Raw genomic sequence first — 16,686 nt, 5'->3', positions numbered from 1 at the left:
TTTTAATGAAATAAGAAAACTGTTCTGAGCCTATCTAAATGATATTAATCGAAAGTACCATCCTCAAAAGCAGTCCCAACCACCACAAGATCAGCTCCGGCCTCATACGATAACTGAAGTTGTTGTGTGCTGCGGATGCCTCCTCCTACGATTACAGGAATACTTAAAGATTTTTTTACCGCATTGATTATTTCAGAAGAAACCGGCTTCTTTGCTCCACTTCCAGCTTCCAGATAGATGAGTTTCTTTCCTGAATATTGCCCGGCAAGTGCCGTATTCACAATTTGCTGAATATCGCTTTGCGCCAGGGGAATGGTATTGCTAACTCTTTGAACTGAAGTTTCCCTTCCACCATCTATCAGAATATAACCGGTAGGAATGATCTCGAGATTCGTATTTCTTATCTTTTCTACAGAACGCACTTGTTGTTCGATCAGAAACTCTGGATTTCTTCCAGAGATAAGACTTAAAAAAAGCAAGGCATCGGCATGAAGGGAGATCTGGCTGTGGTCTCCCGGAAAAAGTATAACTGGTAATCCAGATAAATTTTTGATCGCTTTTACAACTTCGCAAGTCCTGCCTTCTTCCACCATACTTCCACCCACAAAAATATGTGTAGTGAATTTTGGTAATTTCTGAATGAACTGGAAAGCATTCTTTTCTTCAAACTTATCCGGGTCTATAAGAACTGCCAGCAGTTTTCGTTTTTCATAAGCCGCCTCTTCAATTTCTTCCAGATAACTTTGGATCTCTACCATCAGGCTTTCGGTTTACAATTGGAAGGCATGGCATACACGCAAGTGAAATTCTCAAATTCCAGGAATTTTACATCGAACCACCTATCGATCCCATTATACCTCACGTGAGTGGTCGTTTTATAATCATCGAAATCGAAATCGATCACATTGATGTGCTGAAGGAATCCGCAACCGGGTTCTGCCAGAATCTTATACACCGATTCTTTAGCACCCCAAACGATGGTTAGTTTTCGAATAAGAGCCTCTTCGTTTGCCAGGGTATGATACTCATCCAGCGGAGTGAACTTATTAGCGATTTTCAGGATCTTTTCACGCTGTTTTTCAATGTCTATCCCCACATCTTTATCGCTGATGATGATCGCCGTGAAATTGAAGGAATGTGTGATAGAGATATATCTATCATCCTTAAGATGCGGTTTCCCGTGATCGTCATAGTAAAGATCATGATCCTTATAGCCGGCTTCAGCCATTAAATGCCTGATGCTCATAAAACCACGGCGATGAATTTCAGACTTCATACCGTCAACCCTTCTCTGGCAATGATCGGTTAATTCGATACCGTTAGATAACCATTCAAGGGATTCTTCCACCTTCCAAATGAAGACTTTAGTAAGTTCATCAACTGTTATTGTTTTATAAAGAGGCATAAAATTTCTAAGCTTTTCCTTATTTTTGCAAGCACAAAAATTGCTAATATTCAAATATAATAATATGTCAACTAAAACAGTACCGTATACCGCCTATAAAGTAAAAGATATTGAGCTTGCAGAATATGGACGCCGTGAAATAGAACTTGCTGAAGCTGAAATGCCAGGTTTAATGGCACTTCGTGAGGAGTATGGAGAATCCAAGCCACTTAAAGGAGCGAGAATTGCGGGTTGTTTGCATATGACCATTCAGACTGCTGTTCTTATTGAAACTCTTGTTGCTCTTGGTGCAGATGTAACCTGGAGTTCTTGTAATATTTTCTCTACTCAGGATCACGCTGCTGCTGCAATTGCTGCTGCCGGAATCCCGGTTTACGCCTGGAAGGGAATGACCGAAGAGGAATTCAACTGGTGTATCGAGCAAACTCTTTTCTTTGGAGAAGAGCGTAAGCCTTTAAATATGATCCTTGATGACGGTGGAGATCTTACCAATATGGTTCTTGATGAATATCCTGAGCTTGCTGAAGGCATCAAAGGACTTTCTGAAGAAACCACTACAGGTGTTCACAGACTTTATGAGCGTATGAAAAAAGGAACTCTTCCTATGCCTGCGATCAACGTGAATGACTCTGTGACCAAGTCGAAATTCGATAACAAATATGGATGTCGTGAGAGCGCGGTAGATGCGATTCGTCGTGCAACCGATGTAATGCTTGCTGGAAAAAGAGTTGTTGTTTGTGGATATGGTGATGTTGGAAAAGGAACTGCTCAGTCTTTTAAAGGTGCAGGTTCTATTGTAACAGTTACTGAAATTGATCCTATCTGTGCGCTACAGGCTGCAATGGACGGTTTTGAAGTGAAGAAACTTGAAACTGTACTTCCTAAAGCTGATATCGTGATCACTACAACAGGAAATAAAGACATTGTTCGCGGAGAGCATTTTGAAGCGATGAAAGACAAAACGATTGTTGCCAACATTGGTCACTTTGATAATGAGATCGCGGTTGCCTGGTTGAACCAGAACCACGGAGATTCTAAAGTAGAGATCAAGCCACAGGTAGACAAGTATACTATCAACGGAAAAGATATTATCCTTCTTGCTGAAGGTCGTTTAGTAAACCTTGGATGTGCCACAGGTCACCCAAGTTTTGTGATGAGTAACTCATTCACAAACCAGACCCTTGCACAAATGGAGCTTTGGAACAATACAGATAAATACAAGAACGAAGTGTATATGCTGCCTAAGCATTTAGATGAAAAGGTTGCTAAACTTCACCTGGAAAGAATTGGTGTGGAGCTTACAGAACTTAAACCAGACCAGGCTGAATATATCGGAGTTGAAGTGGAAGGACCATTCAAACCTGAATACTACAGATACTAGTCAGATTTTGATCTGATAAATTAAATATTAAAAAAAGCTCCGCAATTAGCGGGGCTTTTTTTATTCATATTTCGGAATTCCTTTTCCCAGAATAAAGTCCCTTTCAATTAGAGTCATTCCGTTGGTCTGCTGAAGCTTTACAATACCATTACTCCCTCGTGGTGGATCTTCCATGTGATCACTGGTAAGCAAAGGATCATCTTCAAAGAAATAGGCAGATGCATAATAATATTTACCATCGGGCTCCAGGATTATAGGATGAATGTGAGCCGGATTACTACCATCTGGATAACTTCCCGGAACCTGAGTATAAAAAGTATAACTTCCATCCCCTGCAGTTTTTATCCAGCCCCGAAGATAGCCGTGCCTTTTAGCCCAATCCTCCTCATCCCCCCTGGTAGGATAGATCCCATTTGCGTTGGTATGATGAATATAGAGAATAACATTTTCTGCCGGTGTCCTGCCATCCTCCTTATAAATAGTTCCGGTTACTTTGAGTTTATTTTCTGCGGAATTAAATTCCGGAAGAGTATCTACAGCATTTAGATCCTGAGTTCCATATTCAAGGACGGCCTCACAACCCTCGCAGAACCCACCAACTAATGTATAGTTTTTATTCTCCTGTGATCTGGCACAGGAATTTAGCAAAAAGAGAAAACAGAAAATTACCAGGCGAAGATCCATTTTATAACTGTTTCCTCTAAAAGTAGTTAAAGTTTGATTATCAGTCAATTAGAAAAACAAAGGAGACATTAGTATGAAACTACTCAAATTGACCGGTGAAAAATATCATTTAATCCAATAACTCATATCTTCTTACCACATTTTACTGATTTTAAGTAAATTATAAACTAAACTAAAACCGACCAATATGAAACCATTAACATTCTTAACAGTATTCGTACTGCTTTTAATTAGTAGCTGCAATGACGGAAAGAAAGAACCGGAAAACATGGCTGAACAGGCTGAAGTCCGCGATCCCGCAGAAGCAAATAAACAATGGATAGATGCGTGGAACAGGAATAATCCTGGAGAACTGGACACGCTTACTGCCACAGATGCAGTACTTTACATGGAAGGCCAGGCTTTTAATGGAGATAGTATACGTAGCTGGTATAAAAATGCCGCGCCTATGATGAAAGATCTGAAAACCAATCCGGAAGTTGAATATGTTAACAGTGATGTGGCCTACGAGGCCGGAACCTACAGCCACGGAGTTAAAAATGACAGTTTGAACATCGTCTATGAGGGCACCTATACTTTTATCTGGAAGAAAAAGAAGAATGACTGGAAACTAGCGGTAATGAATATTGCGGGAAATGAAGGGGATACCACTAACACCAATATGGAAGACGTTAAAGACCCTCAGTAAAATATCAAAAAAGCTCCTTCTATTCTGAAGGAGCTTCTGTATTTTAATTAAGTGAAGTCTGAAAATTCTTCATCATCTTATAAATGCATTTAAAAACTAATTTTCTTTTTTTCTTGCGCGGACCTCTTTCGAAGCGGAATTTTATAAATTTTCCTCCGGGTTCATCAGTAGAAAACTGATAATTAGTGCCGTCCAGCACGAACCTCGTCTTTTCTGAAAATATAAATTCTGATACGTATTTCTTTACCAACCTGCGTTTACCTGAAGAACCTTTCATAATATTTTGGTTTTTGGTTAGAACTATTAAGGTACGAAAAAAAACCTATCGTATTATTTCAATTATTTCTACCTCCTATTTTTTAACGCTCCTTCTACATCTTCATCCGGAATAATTTCATAATTTTGGAATATTTCCAATTAAAAGGAATTATTCCTATTTATGAAAAATGTAAAGTCTATTATTCACCTGGATTTGGACACCTTTTTTGTTTCGGCAGAAAGGCGTTTGGATTCAAAATTAAATAACAAACCGCTTATCGTAGGCGGGCTGGGAGACCGTGGTGTGGTAGCAGCCTGCAGTTATGAAACCCGTAAATTCGGCGTACACTCGGGCATGTCCATGAAAGTCGCGAGGCAGCTTTGTCCGCAGGCTGTTGTTATCAAAGGGAATGCTTCCACCTATACCAGATTCTCCCATGAAGTCACCGAGATCATTCGCAGTAAAGTACCCTCATTTGAAAAGGCCAGTGTAGACGAGTTTTATGCAGATCTCACCGGAATGGACCGGTTTTTTGGAATTACCCAGTTCGCGAAAGAACTTCAGGAAACTATTCTGAAAGAAACACATTTGCCTATTTCTTTCGGACTCTCACAGAACAAAGTCGTTTCAAAGATCGCGACCGGAGAAGGAAAACCCTATGCGCAGAAGATCATAGAAGCAGGTACCGAAAAAGGATTTCTGGCGCCGCTTGCCGTTAACAAGATCCCGATGATCGGGAACAAAACCTTTCAGAAATTACTCAATCTGGGAGTACGAAGAATTGAAACTATCCAGAAGATGCCCGTAGAAGTGCTTGAAAGCGTTCTGGGTAAGAATGGGCGAACCATCTGGAAAAGAGCCCACGGAACTGATAATCCGCCCATCATCCCTTTCCATGAGCGCAAGTCTATTTCTACTGAGCGTACTTTTAACCGGGATACTATAGACATGATACGACTGCACGGCACCCTCGTTGCCATGGCCGAAAGCCTGGCTTACCAGTTAAGACGAGGCAACAAGCTCACCTCGAATGTAAGTGTCAAGATCAGGTATTCAGATTTTCAAACCTACAGCAAGCAGGTGAAGATCCCCTACACCAGTGCAGATCATATCCTCATTCCAAAAGTGGAAGAATTGTTCCGCCAGCTTTATACCCGCCGGTTGCTTATAAGACTTATTGGGGTTCGTTTCAGCGGGCTTGTAGGCGGACATTATCAGATCAACCTTTTTGATGATTCTGAAGAGATGCTGAATCTTTATGATTCACTGGACAGGATCAAGAACCGGTTTGGGGAACACAGTGTGATGCGGGCGATTTCGATGGATGCAAAGACGATCGGCAGAATGGGGAATCCGTTTAACGGAGAACCTCCGGTGGTGCTGGCGCACAGGAAACAATGAATCAATGAACAATGGTCAATGAACAATAAACAGATTTAGGAAGGGCGAGCTGAATTGAAAATGAAGAATTGAAAATGGGTAATGAGATGCTTCGACTGCGTTCAGAATGACAAAATACTGAGATTGCCAACCGAGAACTGAGAACTGAAAAATGTACTTAAACTGTCATACATATTACTCCTTACGCTACGGGACATTTCCGGTTCAGGAACTCTGTGCTCTGGCACGAAAGAATGGAGTAAAACAACTCGCGGTGACCGATATCAACAACACTTCAGCCTGTCTTGAATTTATCAAATTAAACAAAGAAACAGAGGTTAAAGCCATCATCGGGATCGATTTTAGAAACGGAGTAGACCAGAAATATATAGGGATTGCAAAGAATAATGAAGGTTTCCGGCAGTTGAATGAACATCTCTCTAGCCACCTACATAAAAAAAAAGAATTTGAAACCGAAGCTCCGCTCCTCCCCGACTGTTTTGTTATTTATCCGTTTGAAAAAATAGCGGCCCTGAAAAAGAAAGATTTCAGAAGCAATGAGTTCATAGGCGTTTCTATAGATAACCTTAGAAAATTAAAATTTTCGGTATACAGAAAACTGGAAGATAAACTGGTAGTTCTTCAAACGGTGAGTTTCCGGGACAAAAAAGATTATAACGCGCATCGCCTGTTGCGGGCTATAGACAATAATACTTTACTAAGTAAACTTCCCGAAACTGAGCAAGGTTCCTTTTCTCATCAAATGATCCCGGAAACTGAACTCAGAAAAGAATTTGAAGATTTCCCCCACATTCTTGAAAATACTCAAAACCTCATCGATTCCTGTAATGTAGATTTCGAATTTGGCCGCGGGCAGAATCGCAATTTACTGGTGGCCGGGAAAAGTACTGAAGAAGACATAGAAAAGATCCAAAGCCTGTGTTATCAGAAATTACCTGAAAAATATCCCGATGCCAGTGAAGAAGTCCGCACAAGGCTGAAGAAAGAGCTTGATACCATTATAAAACTTGGGTTCGTTTCATACTTTTTGATTAATCTCGACATCGTAAATTACGCCCGCTCCCAGAATTATCCTTTTGTAGGCCGGGGTAGCGGGGCAAATTCCATCGTCGCCTATATTCTGGGCATTACCAATGTAGATCCTATTGAACTGGACCTGTATTTTGAACGTTTCATAAATCCCAACCGGAGTTCTCCTCCTGATTTTGATATCGACTTTTCCTGGAAAGACCGGAATGATGTGACCGATTATATTTTCCGAACTTATGAGAATACTGCTTTGATGGGTACTTACGTGACCTTTAAAAGCAGGGCCGTTGCCCGGGAACTGGGGAAAGTCTTCGGTCTGCCTAAAGAAAATATCGACAAGCTTTCTTCAGGTTTTTTTGAATATAAACAACTGGATCACCTTGAAAAACTGGTGATCAAGTACAGCAGGCTTATAGAAGGCTTTCCTAATTACCTGAGTGTTCATTCCGGCGGAATTCTTATCCTGAATGATTCCGTATTTAATTATGCCGGAACATTTTTGCCTCCGAAGGGTTTTCAAACTATCCAGATAGACATGAACATTGCTGAAGATGTGGGCATCCATAAGTTTGATATCCTCGCCCAGCGTGGACTCTCCAAGATCACTGATGCCATTGAGATCATAAAACAGAATCAGCCCGATGCAGAAATAGAAGATATTGAAAACATCAAAGCTTTCAAGGAAGATCCTGCCATCAATGATCTTTTAAAGGTTGGCGACTGCATGGGGGTTTTCTATGTAGAATCACCGGCAATGCGCGGACTACTCACCAGGTTGCAAACCAACAATTACATGAACCTGGTGGCGGCCAGCTCGGTAATACGGCCTGGTGTTTCCAGCGCGGGAATGAAAGAAGAGTTTATCAGAAGGCACCGTGATCCTGAACTCAGAAAACAGGCGCACCCTGTCATGTATAAGATCATGAAGGATACTTATGGTGTTATGGTCTATCAGGAAGATGTGATGAAAGTAGCCCACATATTCGCCGGACTGGACCTGGATGATGCCGATGTGCTGCGCCGCGGAATGAGCGGAAAGAAAACCTCCAAAGGACAGATGGAGAAGATCGAAAAGACCTTCAGAAAGAATTGTAAAGACAGAGGCTACAGTAAAGAACTAACAAGCGAGGTCTGGGAACAAATATCTTCTTTCGCCGGTTACGCCTTCCCTAAAGGGCATTCAGCCTCCTACGCCGTGGAGAGTTACCAGAGTTTATATCTCAAAAAATATTTTCCGCTGGAATTTATGGTCGCAGCTATTAACAACGGAGGCGGTTTTTATGATCTGCAGACGTATATCCAGGAGATCAGAAAATGTGGAGGTAAGATCCATGCTCCGTGTATCCACAAAAGTGATCATCCCAATACGATCTATGGTAAGGACATCTACCTGGGATTTGGCTACATTAAAGAACTGGAAGCTAAAACCATTCAACAGATCCTGGAGAACAGGCAGTTCTTAGGACCTTTCCAATCACTGGATGATTTTATAGATCGCATCTATATTTCTATTGAACAGCTTAGCCTCTTACTAAAGATCAATGCCTTTAGGTTTACGGGAATAGACAAGCATGAACTTTTATGGAAAGCATATTTTAAACTTCATAATAGCAAACCCAAAAGTAGCCAGGCTTTACTATTCAAACCCCAGCACAGAGATTTTGAGCTTCCGGAATTTGAATATTCAAAGCTTATAGAAGCCTATGACCAGATGGAATTACTGGGATTTCCTCTCTGTAATCATTTTGAACTCTTGCGAGAACCTGTTAGTAGCACTATCAAAGCAAAAGATCTTAAAGATCATATTGGCCAGGACGTTGAGATCTATGGGAATCTTATAAACTCGAGAAAGACGGGCACATCTAATGGTAAATACATGTATTTTGGAACTTTCTATGATGTAGACGGGGATATTTATGACGTGGTTCTTTTTCCTAAAGTCGCTGAAAAATATCCGCTCAGGAGCCGGGGTATCTATAAATGTTTCGGAAAAGTGATGTATGACCTTGGCTATATTTCATTAGATGTAAAATGGATATCCAGGCAGGCTACCCAAACCGATCCGAGGTTGGTGGAAACCGTTTTTAAAGTTGGGAATTAAGATAAACACATCGACTGCGATCAGTGTGACCTAAAATTTATCAGACTCATATTTCTTCGCGATAGCATCTACACAGTTGATACCATCTATCGCCGCAGATATGATCCCACCGGCATAACCAGCACCTTCCCCACAAGGATAAAGACCTTTTACCTCAACATGCTCAAGAGTTTCAGGATTACGAGGTATTAGAACCGGAGAAGAAGTCCTGCTTTCCGGCGCATGTAATACCGCTTCATTCGTGTAATAACCCTTCAGTTTTTTACCGAATTGCACGAAAGCTTTTCGTAATCTACGGGCGATAAGGTCTGGTAAAACCTTATTCAGGTCTACACTTACGATTCCCGGCTGATAAGAAGTTTTAGGAAAATCTCCTGAGACCTTACCTTCCACAAAATCTTTCATACGCTGTGCCGGAACCCGCTGAGTTTTCCCGGCAGCCTCCCAGCAATTCTTTTCAACTAATTTCTGGAAATCGAGACATACAAAAGGATCATCTGGCTTGTAATTGGGAAGATCTGATGGTTCTATACTCACCACGATACCTGAATTTGAATAAGGATTATTACGCTTGCTTGGGCTCCATCCATTGGTAACCACTTCCTCCTGCTCTGTAGCGCAAGGCGCGATAATTCCCCCGGGACACATACAGAATGAATAAACTCCCATCCCTTCTACCTGCTCCACCAGACTATAGGATGCCGGCGGTAAATAAGGATTATTGTCGTCACCATGATACTGGATCTTATCTATCAGTTTTTGCTGGTGTTCTATACGTACACCCAAAGCAAAAGGTTTAGCTTCTATCTTGATATTCTTATCATGCAGCAAATAAAAAATATCCCGGGCCGAGTGCCCTGTTGCCAGGATCACTTCATCAAAAGTATACCACTTTTCAACATTGATCTCTATACTTTCTATGCGATTGTCCTTTAATCTAAGATCGGTAAGTTTGGAATTGAAATGTACCTGTCCACCAGCTTCGATGACAGCTTCCCGCATTGCGGTAATGATCTTAGGTAATTTATTAGTTCCAATATGAGGATGCGCATCTACCAGGATATCGGGATCGGCACCAAATTCTACGAACCACTCCAGCGCCTTAAGCACATTTCCGCGTTTCTTGGATCGCGTATACAATTTTCCATCTGAGTAAGTTCCTGCACCTCCTTCACCAAAGCAATAATTAGATTCAGGATTTACCGTTTGTTCCTTATTGATCCTGGCGAGATCATGCCGCCTGGCCCTGACATCCTTTCCGCGTTCAAAAACAACAGGCTTAAGTCCTGCTTCAACTGCACGTAACGCGGCATATAAACCAGCAGGACCAGCACCAATAATGGCAATTTCCCTAGCATCTGCTACATCCTGAGGTATAAAAGGCGGGATCACCTTTTTTTCTCCATATTTCCATATTTCTACCTGAAGATTGAATCTTACCGGTTTATTTCGGGCATCTATAGAACGCTTTCTAATTCGCCAGTCTCCAATATCGTCTTTCCTGATATTGGATTTCTGAACTACTCTGTTCAGCAAGAGATGATTATCCTCAAGTTCATGTGGCAATGCCGTAATTTGTACTAATGTGCTCATAGGCTCCAAAGATAAGACGGATTTTTCCTAAAATTTAAAATTACCTAATTTCAGAAAAGTCCAATCTTCATTAACTATTCCTTAGAATCCTATATTTGTAAAAAAAAGAATGTCTTTAAAGAAGCTATTAAAAGAAAAAGGATATCATCGCATCAAGATGAAATACACCAAAACGAATCATCTTGAAGTGGTTGCTAAGATCAACAATATCGAAGGCAATTTTATTCTGGACACAGGTGCTTCCAGTACCTGTGTAGGCATTGAATCTATTGAGCATTTCGAACTGCTTTCAGAAGACAGCGACATTAAAGCTGCCGGAGCCGGAGCTACAAATATGCTTACACAGGTCTCCCAGAAAAATAGTCTGCAAATAGATAACTGGAAAAAGAAAAAGGTGGACCTTGTGGTTTTTGATCTTAAACATGTGAACGAAGCGCTTACCAATCATAAGGCCGAAAAAGTACACGGTATTATTGGTGCCGATATCCTCAAAAAAGGGAAAGCCGTAATTGACTACAAGAACAAAGCTTTATTTTTGAAATAAGGGAAAAATCCCCTTTGACTCACGATCTTATTAAACCTAGATTTGAGTGTTATTAATAATAAAAGGAAATATCATCAAAACTAAAGCTTACTCTCAGATCCTATTTGTAATCCTAGCCATTCTAGTAGTAAGCACTTTAGCTTTGAACATAATTCGTTTGTTAGTTTTGTTTTAATTTTCGTTAGAATAAAAAAGGGGTTCGCAATGTGAACCCCTTTTTTTATTTATACCTGCTGGAAAAATCTATAATTCCAGAGCTCTTTTCACATCATTATCCATCAATAACTCTTCAGGATTTTCCAGTGCTTCTTTAACGGCTACAAGGAATCCAACAGATTCTTTCCCATCAATAATTCTGTGATCATATGATAAAGCCACATACATGATTGGTCTTATTTCCACGTGACCATCGATCGCTACCGGTCTTTCCACAATATTATGCATTCCAAGGATCGCACTTTGAGGAGGATTAATGATCGGTGTTGAAAGCATAGATCCAAATACTCCACCATTAGTGATAGTAAAGGTACCTCCAGTCATTTCATCTACGGTGATCTTTCCATCACGAGCTCTAAGCGCAAGACGCTTCACTTCTGCTTCAACTCCCCGGAAGCTTAAATTTTCAGCATTTCTAATTACCGGAACAGTTAGACCTTTAGGCCCGGAAACGGCAATACTGATATCTTTATAGTCATAGCTCACCTGGTAATCTCCGTCTATCATTGAATTCACTGCAGGATATTCGTCTAAAGCACGAATAACGGCTAAAGTGAAGAAAGACATAAACCCAAGGCTTACACCATGTTTATCTTTAAACTCTTCTTTATATTTCTTTCTTAGTTCGAAGATAGGAGACATATCTACTTCGTTAAAAGTAGTTAGCATCGCCGTATCATTCTTAGCACTAACCAAACGCTCTGCCAGTTTACGGCGGAACATAGACATTTTTTTCTTTTCTTCTCCTCTGGTTCCTGTTCCTGGAGTTCCCATGGAAGCTTTAGCTTCTACAGCATCCTCTTTAGTCACACGACCATCTCTGCCGGTTCCCTTAACATCTTTAGAAGAAATACCTTTTTCATCAAGGATCTTTTTAGCTGCTGGTGAAGGACTTCCAGTAGCATAGGTATCCTGCTTCTGCTTAGGAGTGCTGGATTTAGAAGGCTCTTCTGTCTTAGCATCTGCTTTATCACTGTCCTTTTTATCTTCCGTCTTTTCCTGACGTTCTTTTTCTTCCTCTTCTGCAGGCTTGTCATCTGAGCTATCTCCGCCACCCGGCTTTTCAGCTTCGGTGTCTATAAGACAAACTACCTCACCTACCTCAACCACATCGCCTTCTTCAGCCTTAAGTGTGATAATACCACTGGCTTCTGCCGGAAGCTCCAACGTAGCTTTATCACTGTCTACTTCGGCAACTGCCTGATCTTTTTCAACGTAATCCCCGTCTTCTACCAGCCACTGGGCTATTTCAACTTCAGTGATGGATTCCCCGGGTGAAGGAACTTTCATTTCTAAGGCCATGATTGTTATCTATTTAGTCTCCTGAATTCTCAGGAAAATGATTCTTAATTATTTTCTTCTTCTTTTAAATTCTTATCGAAAACACTGTTGATCACGCGCTCATGACGTTTCTTGAAACGCACTGAACTACCGGCAGCAGGGGATCCGTAGAATTTACGGCTGCATACTCTAAATTTACGCGACTCTTCAAAATGTAGTAATAAGTGACTGTAAGCCCCCATGTTTCTAGGTTCTTCCTGCGCCCATACTACATCATCAGCATTCTTATATTTATCCATTATCTCTCTCATGCTTGAGCTAGGTAATGGGAATAATTGTTCTATTCTTACCAGAGCAACATCATTTCTTTCATTATCTTCTCTATGCTTTAACAGATCGTAATAGAATTTACCTGTACAGAAAACAAGAGTTTTTATCTTCTCCACATCTGCTTCAGCGTCATCTAAAAGAGGTTGGAAACTTCCATTGGCAAACTCCTCTTTAGTAGATATCACTTTTGGGTGACGAAGAAGACTCTTCGGCGTGAAAATTATCAGAGGTTTTCTGAATTCAGCCTTCATCTGTCTTCTTAAGATATGGAACATGTTGGCTGGAGTTGAAATATCTGCCACATACATATTATCCTTAGCACAAAGCTGAAGGAAACGCTCCATTCTACCTGAAGAGTGTTCTGCTCCCTGACCTTCATATCCATGAGGTAGCAGCATCACTAGTCCATTTTGTAATTTCCATTTATCCTCTGCAGCTGAGATATACTGATCTATCATGATCTGGGCACCGTTCACAAAATCTCCGAACTGAGCTTCCCAAATTGCCAGTGTCGTTGGGCTCGCCATAGCATAACCATAGTCAAAACCTACCACCCCATATTCTGAAAGCAGGGAATTATATATAAAGAAATCTCCGTCTCTGTCTTTTATATTGTTATGAAGAATGATCTCTTCTTCGCTGTCTTCAACTTTCACAACAGCATGTCTGTGAGAGAACGTACCACGCTCACTATCCTGACCACTAATTCTTACATTATATCCTTCAGTCATCAAGGATCCATAAGCAAGATGTTCGGCCATAGACCAATCCAGCTTATTATCTTCGAAATACATTTTCTTTCGGCCGTCGATTATCTTCTGGATCTTTCTCATGAACTTTTTACCTTCCGGTAATTGAGAAATCGCTTCAGCTACTTTATCAAGTTTTTCCAGATCGAATGTGGTATCCACATCTTTCATCATCTCATCTTCCTGCACGTTCTGGAAGCCATCCCATTCATCTTGCATAAAAGGGGTGATCCTCGTGGTTTCTTCCTTTCTGGAATCTTCCAGCTTTTCTTCTAATGCTGCCTTGTAGGTATCCTCAAGTTTTTTCAGATATTCATCATCTGCTATACCCTCTTTCTTTAGCTTCTCAAAATAAATATCGCGGGCATTTTCATGCTTTGAGATCGCTTTATATAATTTAGGTTGGGTAAACCTAGGCTCATCTCCTTCATTATGTCCATACTTCCTATAACCAAGAAGGTCAATGAAAACATCTCTTTTAAATTTCATTCTGAAATCAAGAGCGAAGAGTATCGCGTGTACTACCGCTTCAGCATCATCTGCATTCACGTGAAGTACAGGAGAAAGAGTTACTTTTCCTACATCTGTGCAATAAGTAGAACTTCTTGCATCCAGATAATTTGTAGTGAAACCAATCTGGTTGTTCACCACTATATGTATAGTCCCGCCGGTTTCATAACCTTCCAGCTGGGCCATTTGTACTAATTCATAAACAAGTCCCTGGCCGGCAATTGCGGCATCCCCGTGAACAAGAATAGGTAATACTTTAGAGTTATCTCTTTCGTATCGTCTATCCTGTTTGGCTCGCGCAATACCTTCTACCACAGCTCCCACAGTTTCCAGGTGGGAAGGGTTAGGAGCGATATTGATGTTTATTTCCTTTCCGGTATCTGTTGTGCGGCAGGAAGTCCATCCAAGGTGATACTTCACATCCCCGTCAAAGATATCCTGTTCATAATCTTTCCCGTCAAATTCACTAAAGATATCTTTAGCATTCTTTCCGAAGATATTGGTTAGGGTATTTAATCGTCCACGGTGGGCCATTCCCATTACAAATTCTTCAACTCCTATTTCAGCAGCTTTTTCTATAAGTGCATCCAGAGCCGGAATCAAACTTTCCCCACCTTCCAGCGAGAATCGTTTTTGACCTACATATTTAGTATGAAGAAAAGATTCAAAGGAAACTGCTTCATTAAGCTTCTTCAGGATCTGTTTCTTTTGAGCTTCATCAAATTTAGGATGATTCTCATTGACATTTAATTTACTCTGAATCCACTCTATCTCTTCAGGTTTTCGAATATACATATACTCGATCCCGATAGACTCACAGTAGATCTTTTCAAGATGCCTGATGATCTCCTTTAGAGATGTAGGCCCAATCCCCAAAATATCTCCTGCATTAAATTTGGTATCAAGATCACTCTCTTCAAGACCAAAATTGGAAATATCTAGCGTAGGAGTGTATTTTCTACGATCCCTTACCGGGTTGGTTTTGGTAAATAAATGTCCTCTTGTTCGATAACCGTCAATTAAGCGTATTACCTGAAATTCTTTTATTACGTGTGCTGGTATATCTCCTTCCGCAAAATCTACAGGAGCTTCACTTAATACCTCTTCTGAAACCCCATCTTGTTGCATTCCAAAGTCAAATCCCTGGAAAAAAGCCCTCCAACTGGGCTCTACACTATCAGGATATTTTAAGTATTGATCGTAAAGTTCTGCGAAATATGCAGTATGAGCAGCATTTAGAAATGAAAATCTATCCATAGAATTGAAACAAATGTTTCTTTTGTTTTGAAAACATAGCAAAAATACAATTTTTAAAAAAAACAGCTTGTAGGCATCATGATAATTCTCTATAGGATTATAGGAATTTTAACAATATCTGTAAATGAAGGTATTGTTAACTGATAATTAGTATGTAAGGATAGAGACTAAACCTGACGCTCCATTAACATTTTGCCAAAGCTTCGTAATGGAATTTTTTTCTCTTCTGGCAATTCAATTTTATCGAGGATCTTAAAGGCTTTATCGGTATAATTTTCAATTTCCCTTCGGGTAAGTTCTGCAGCGCCACTACTTTCAAAAAGAGCTTTAACCGCCTCTATTTTTCCAGAATTCTCTGCAGGAGAAATAGTGTATAAATGCTCCAGTTGTAAGGCTTCGCTTGTATTTGCCAGTTCCAGGGTCTTTAGATAAAGGAAGGTTTTTTTGTTTTCAATAATATCTCCACCGGGTTGCTTTCCAAAAGTTTCAGGATCTCCAAAAGCATCCAGGTAATCATCCTGCAGCTGAAATGCAATTCCTAACAATCGCCCATATTGATAGATAGCTTCCTTGCACTCTTTCGAAGTCTTTGCCACGATCGCTCCCATTTGCAGGGAAGCACCAACCAGAACAGCAGTTTTATATTCGATCATCTTTAGATAATCATCGATACTAACATTATCCCTGGTCTCAAAATCTATATCATATTGCTGACCTTCACATACCTGAATGGCAGTTTTTGTAAATAATGAAGATAATTCCTTGAATGTTTCTCCCTCGTAATTTTCAAAAAGCTGATATGCATTAATGAGCATAGCATCGCCAGACAGAATACCGGTATTGACATCCCATTTTTCATGAACGGTCTCCTTCCCTCTTCTAATAGGAGCATCGTCCATAATATCATCATGCACTAGAGAAAAATTATGAAAAACTTCAATTGCCAATGCCGCATCTAGAGCTTTTTTGTAATTACAGTCGAAGATCTCTGTCGCCATAAGAACCAGAACAGGACGCAAACGTTTCCCTCCTTGTTCAAGGATATAAACCATAGGTTCATACAAATTAGCAGGTTCTTTTACTTTGATCTTTTCGTGCAGATAGTCTATTACGGCTTCTCTATACTGGGAAATGGCAAGCATGAAAAAAAAATTTTCCGCTAAAATACCATAAATGCTAGTAATTCAAATTTTAAGCAGATGTTAAATAATGGTAAAACTTAGGAAACTTTTATTGTTTTTAAAGTTTCCGTATGTAC

13 protein-coding genes are annotated in these 16,686 nt (G+C 40.4%); 5 read left to right on the top strand and 8 right to left on the bottom strand.

Going from position 1 to position 16,686, the window contains the following annotated elements:
- Window positions 1–44: 44 nt before the first annotated feature.
- Entirely contained in the window at window positions 45–758 is a 714-nt protein-coding gene (locus tag G3I01_RS06150) for a geranylgeranylglyceryl/heptaprenylglyceryl phosphate synthase (protein ID WP_219552061.1), read from the bottom strand.
- Complete coding sequence (locus tag G3I01_RS06145) at window positions 758–1,405, bottom strand: 4'-phosphopantetheinyl transferase family protein (RefSeq protein WP_219552059.1); 648 nt, start codon at window positions 1,403–1,405, stop codon at window positions 758–760. The genes G3I01_RS06150 and G3I01_RS06145 overlap by 1 nt, the downstream gene beginning before the upstream one ends.
- Window positions 1,406–1,469: 64 nt before the next feature.
- On the opposite strand from G3I01_RS06145, the gene ahcY reads away from it, so the two are divergent.
- Window positions 1,470–2,786 carry an adenosylhomocysteinase gene (gene ahcY / locus G3I01_RS06140; RefSeq protein WP_219552056.1) on the top strand — a complete coding sequence of 439 codons (1,317 nt, stop codon included), beginning with the start codon at window positions 1,470–1,472 and terminating at the stop codon, window positions 2,784–2,786.
- Window positions 2,787–2,846: 60 nt separating this feature from the next.
- On the opposite strand, the gene G3I01_RS06135 is transcribed toward ahcY, so the two are convergent.
- Window positions 2,847–3,470 (bottom strand): intradiol ring-cleavage dioxygenase, encoded by a 624-nt coding sequence (locus G3I01_RS06135; protein ID WP_219552054.1) that lies wholly within the window; start codon window positions 3,468–3,470, stop codon window positions 2,847–2,849.
- A gap of 187 nt (window positions 3,471–3,657) precedes the next feature.
- On the opposite strand from G3I01_RS06135, the gene G3I01_RS06130 reads away from it, so the two are divergent.
- Window positions 3,658–4,158: a nuclear transport factor 2 family protein gene (locus G3I01_RS06130; protein WP_219552052.1), complete on the top strand. Its 501-nt coding sequence runs from the start codon at window positions 3,658–3,660 to the stop codon at window positions 4,156–4,158.
- A 43-nt stretch (window positions 4,159–4,201) separates the two neighbouring features.
- On the opposite strand, the gene G3I01_RS06125 is transcribed toward G3I01_RS06130, so the two are convergent.
- Window positions 4,202–4,435 carry a hypothetical protein gene (locus G3I01_RS06125; protein WP_219552050.1) on the bottom strand — a complete coding sequence of 78 codons (234 nt, stop codon included), beginning with the start codon at window positions 4,433–4,435 and terminating at the stop codon, window positions 4,202–4,204.
- Between the two features lie 162 nt (window positions 4,436–4,597).
- On the opposite strand from G3I01_RS06125, the gene dinB reads away from it, so the two are divergent.
- Window positions 4,598–5,818 carry a DNA polymerase IV gene (gene dinB, locus G3I01_RS06120; protein ID WP_219552047.1) on the top strand — a complete coding sequence of 407 codons (1,221 nt, stop codon included), beginning with the start codon at window positions 4,598–4,600 and terminating at the stop codon, window positions 5,816–5,818.
- Between the two features lie 151 nt (window positions 5,819–5,969).
- The gene (gene dnaE / locus G3I01_RS06115; RefSeq protein WP_219552045.1) at window positions 5,970–8,948 is read left to right on the top strand and encodes a DNA polymerase III subunit alpha; all 2,979 of its coding nucleotides are present in this window, start codon (window positions 5,970–5,972) and stop codon (window positions 8,946–8,948) included.
- Window positions 8,949–8,978: 30 nt separating this feature from the next.
- Here dnaE and G3I01_RS06110 read toward each other — a convergent pair whose 3' ends face one another.
- A complete protein-coding gene (locus G3I01_RS06110) occupies window positions 8,979–10,541 on the bottom strand; it encodes an FAD-dependent protein (RefSeq protein ID WP_219552043.1) in 1,563 nt (520 codons plus the stop codon).
- A gap of 109 nt (window positions 10,542–10,650) precedes the next feature.
- Here G3I01_RS06110 and G3I01_RS06105 point away from each other — a divergent pair, with 109 nt between their 5' ends.
- Window positions 10,651–11,085, top strand: coding sequence for a retropepsin-like aspartic protease (locus tag G3I01_RS06105; RefSeq protein ID WP_219552042.1), 435 nt, complete (start codon window positions 10,651–10,653; stop codon window positions 11,083–11,085).
- A gap of 243 nt (window positions 11,086–11,328) precedes the next feature.
- Here G3I01_RS06105 and odhB read toward each other — a convergent pair whose 3' ends face one another.
- The 3 genes from odhB to G3I01_RS06090 all read right to left on the bottom strand — a co-directional run bounded on the left by odhB (window position 11,329) and on the right by G3I01_RS06090 (window position 16,570).
- Complete coding sequence (gene odhB, locus G3I01_RS06100; protein ID WP_219552041.1) at window positions 11,329–12,603, bottom strand: 2-oxoglutarate dehydrogenase complex dihydrolipoyllysine-residue succinyltransferase; 1,275 nt, start codon at window positions 12,601–12,603, stop codon at window positions 11,329–11,331.
- A gap of 44 nt (window positions 12,604–12,647) precedes the next feature.
- Window positions 12,648–15,428: a 2-oxoglutarate dehydrogenase E1 component gene (locus G3I01_RS06095; RefSeq protein WP_219552039.1), complete on the bottom strand. Its 2,781-nt coding sequence runs from the start codon at window positions 15,426–15,428 to the stop codon at window positions 12,648–12,650.
- Window positions 15,429–15,595: 167 nt separating this feature from the next.
- Complete coding sequence (locus G3I01_RS06090; RefSeq protein ID WP_219552037.1) at window positions 15,596–16,570, bottom strand: polyprenyl synthetase family protein; 975 nt, start codon at window positions 16,568–16,570, stop codon at window positions 15,596–15,598.
- Window positions 16,571–16,686: the final 116 nt, after the last annotated feature.

This window comes from Gramella sp. MT6 (assembly GCF_019357415.1).
GTDB lineage: Bacteria > Bacteroidota > Bacteroidia > Flavobacteriales > Flavobacteriaceae > Christiangramia.
Note: the sequence above shows the minus strand (reverse complement) of the source record. Positions and strands in the feature narration are given on the sequence as shown.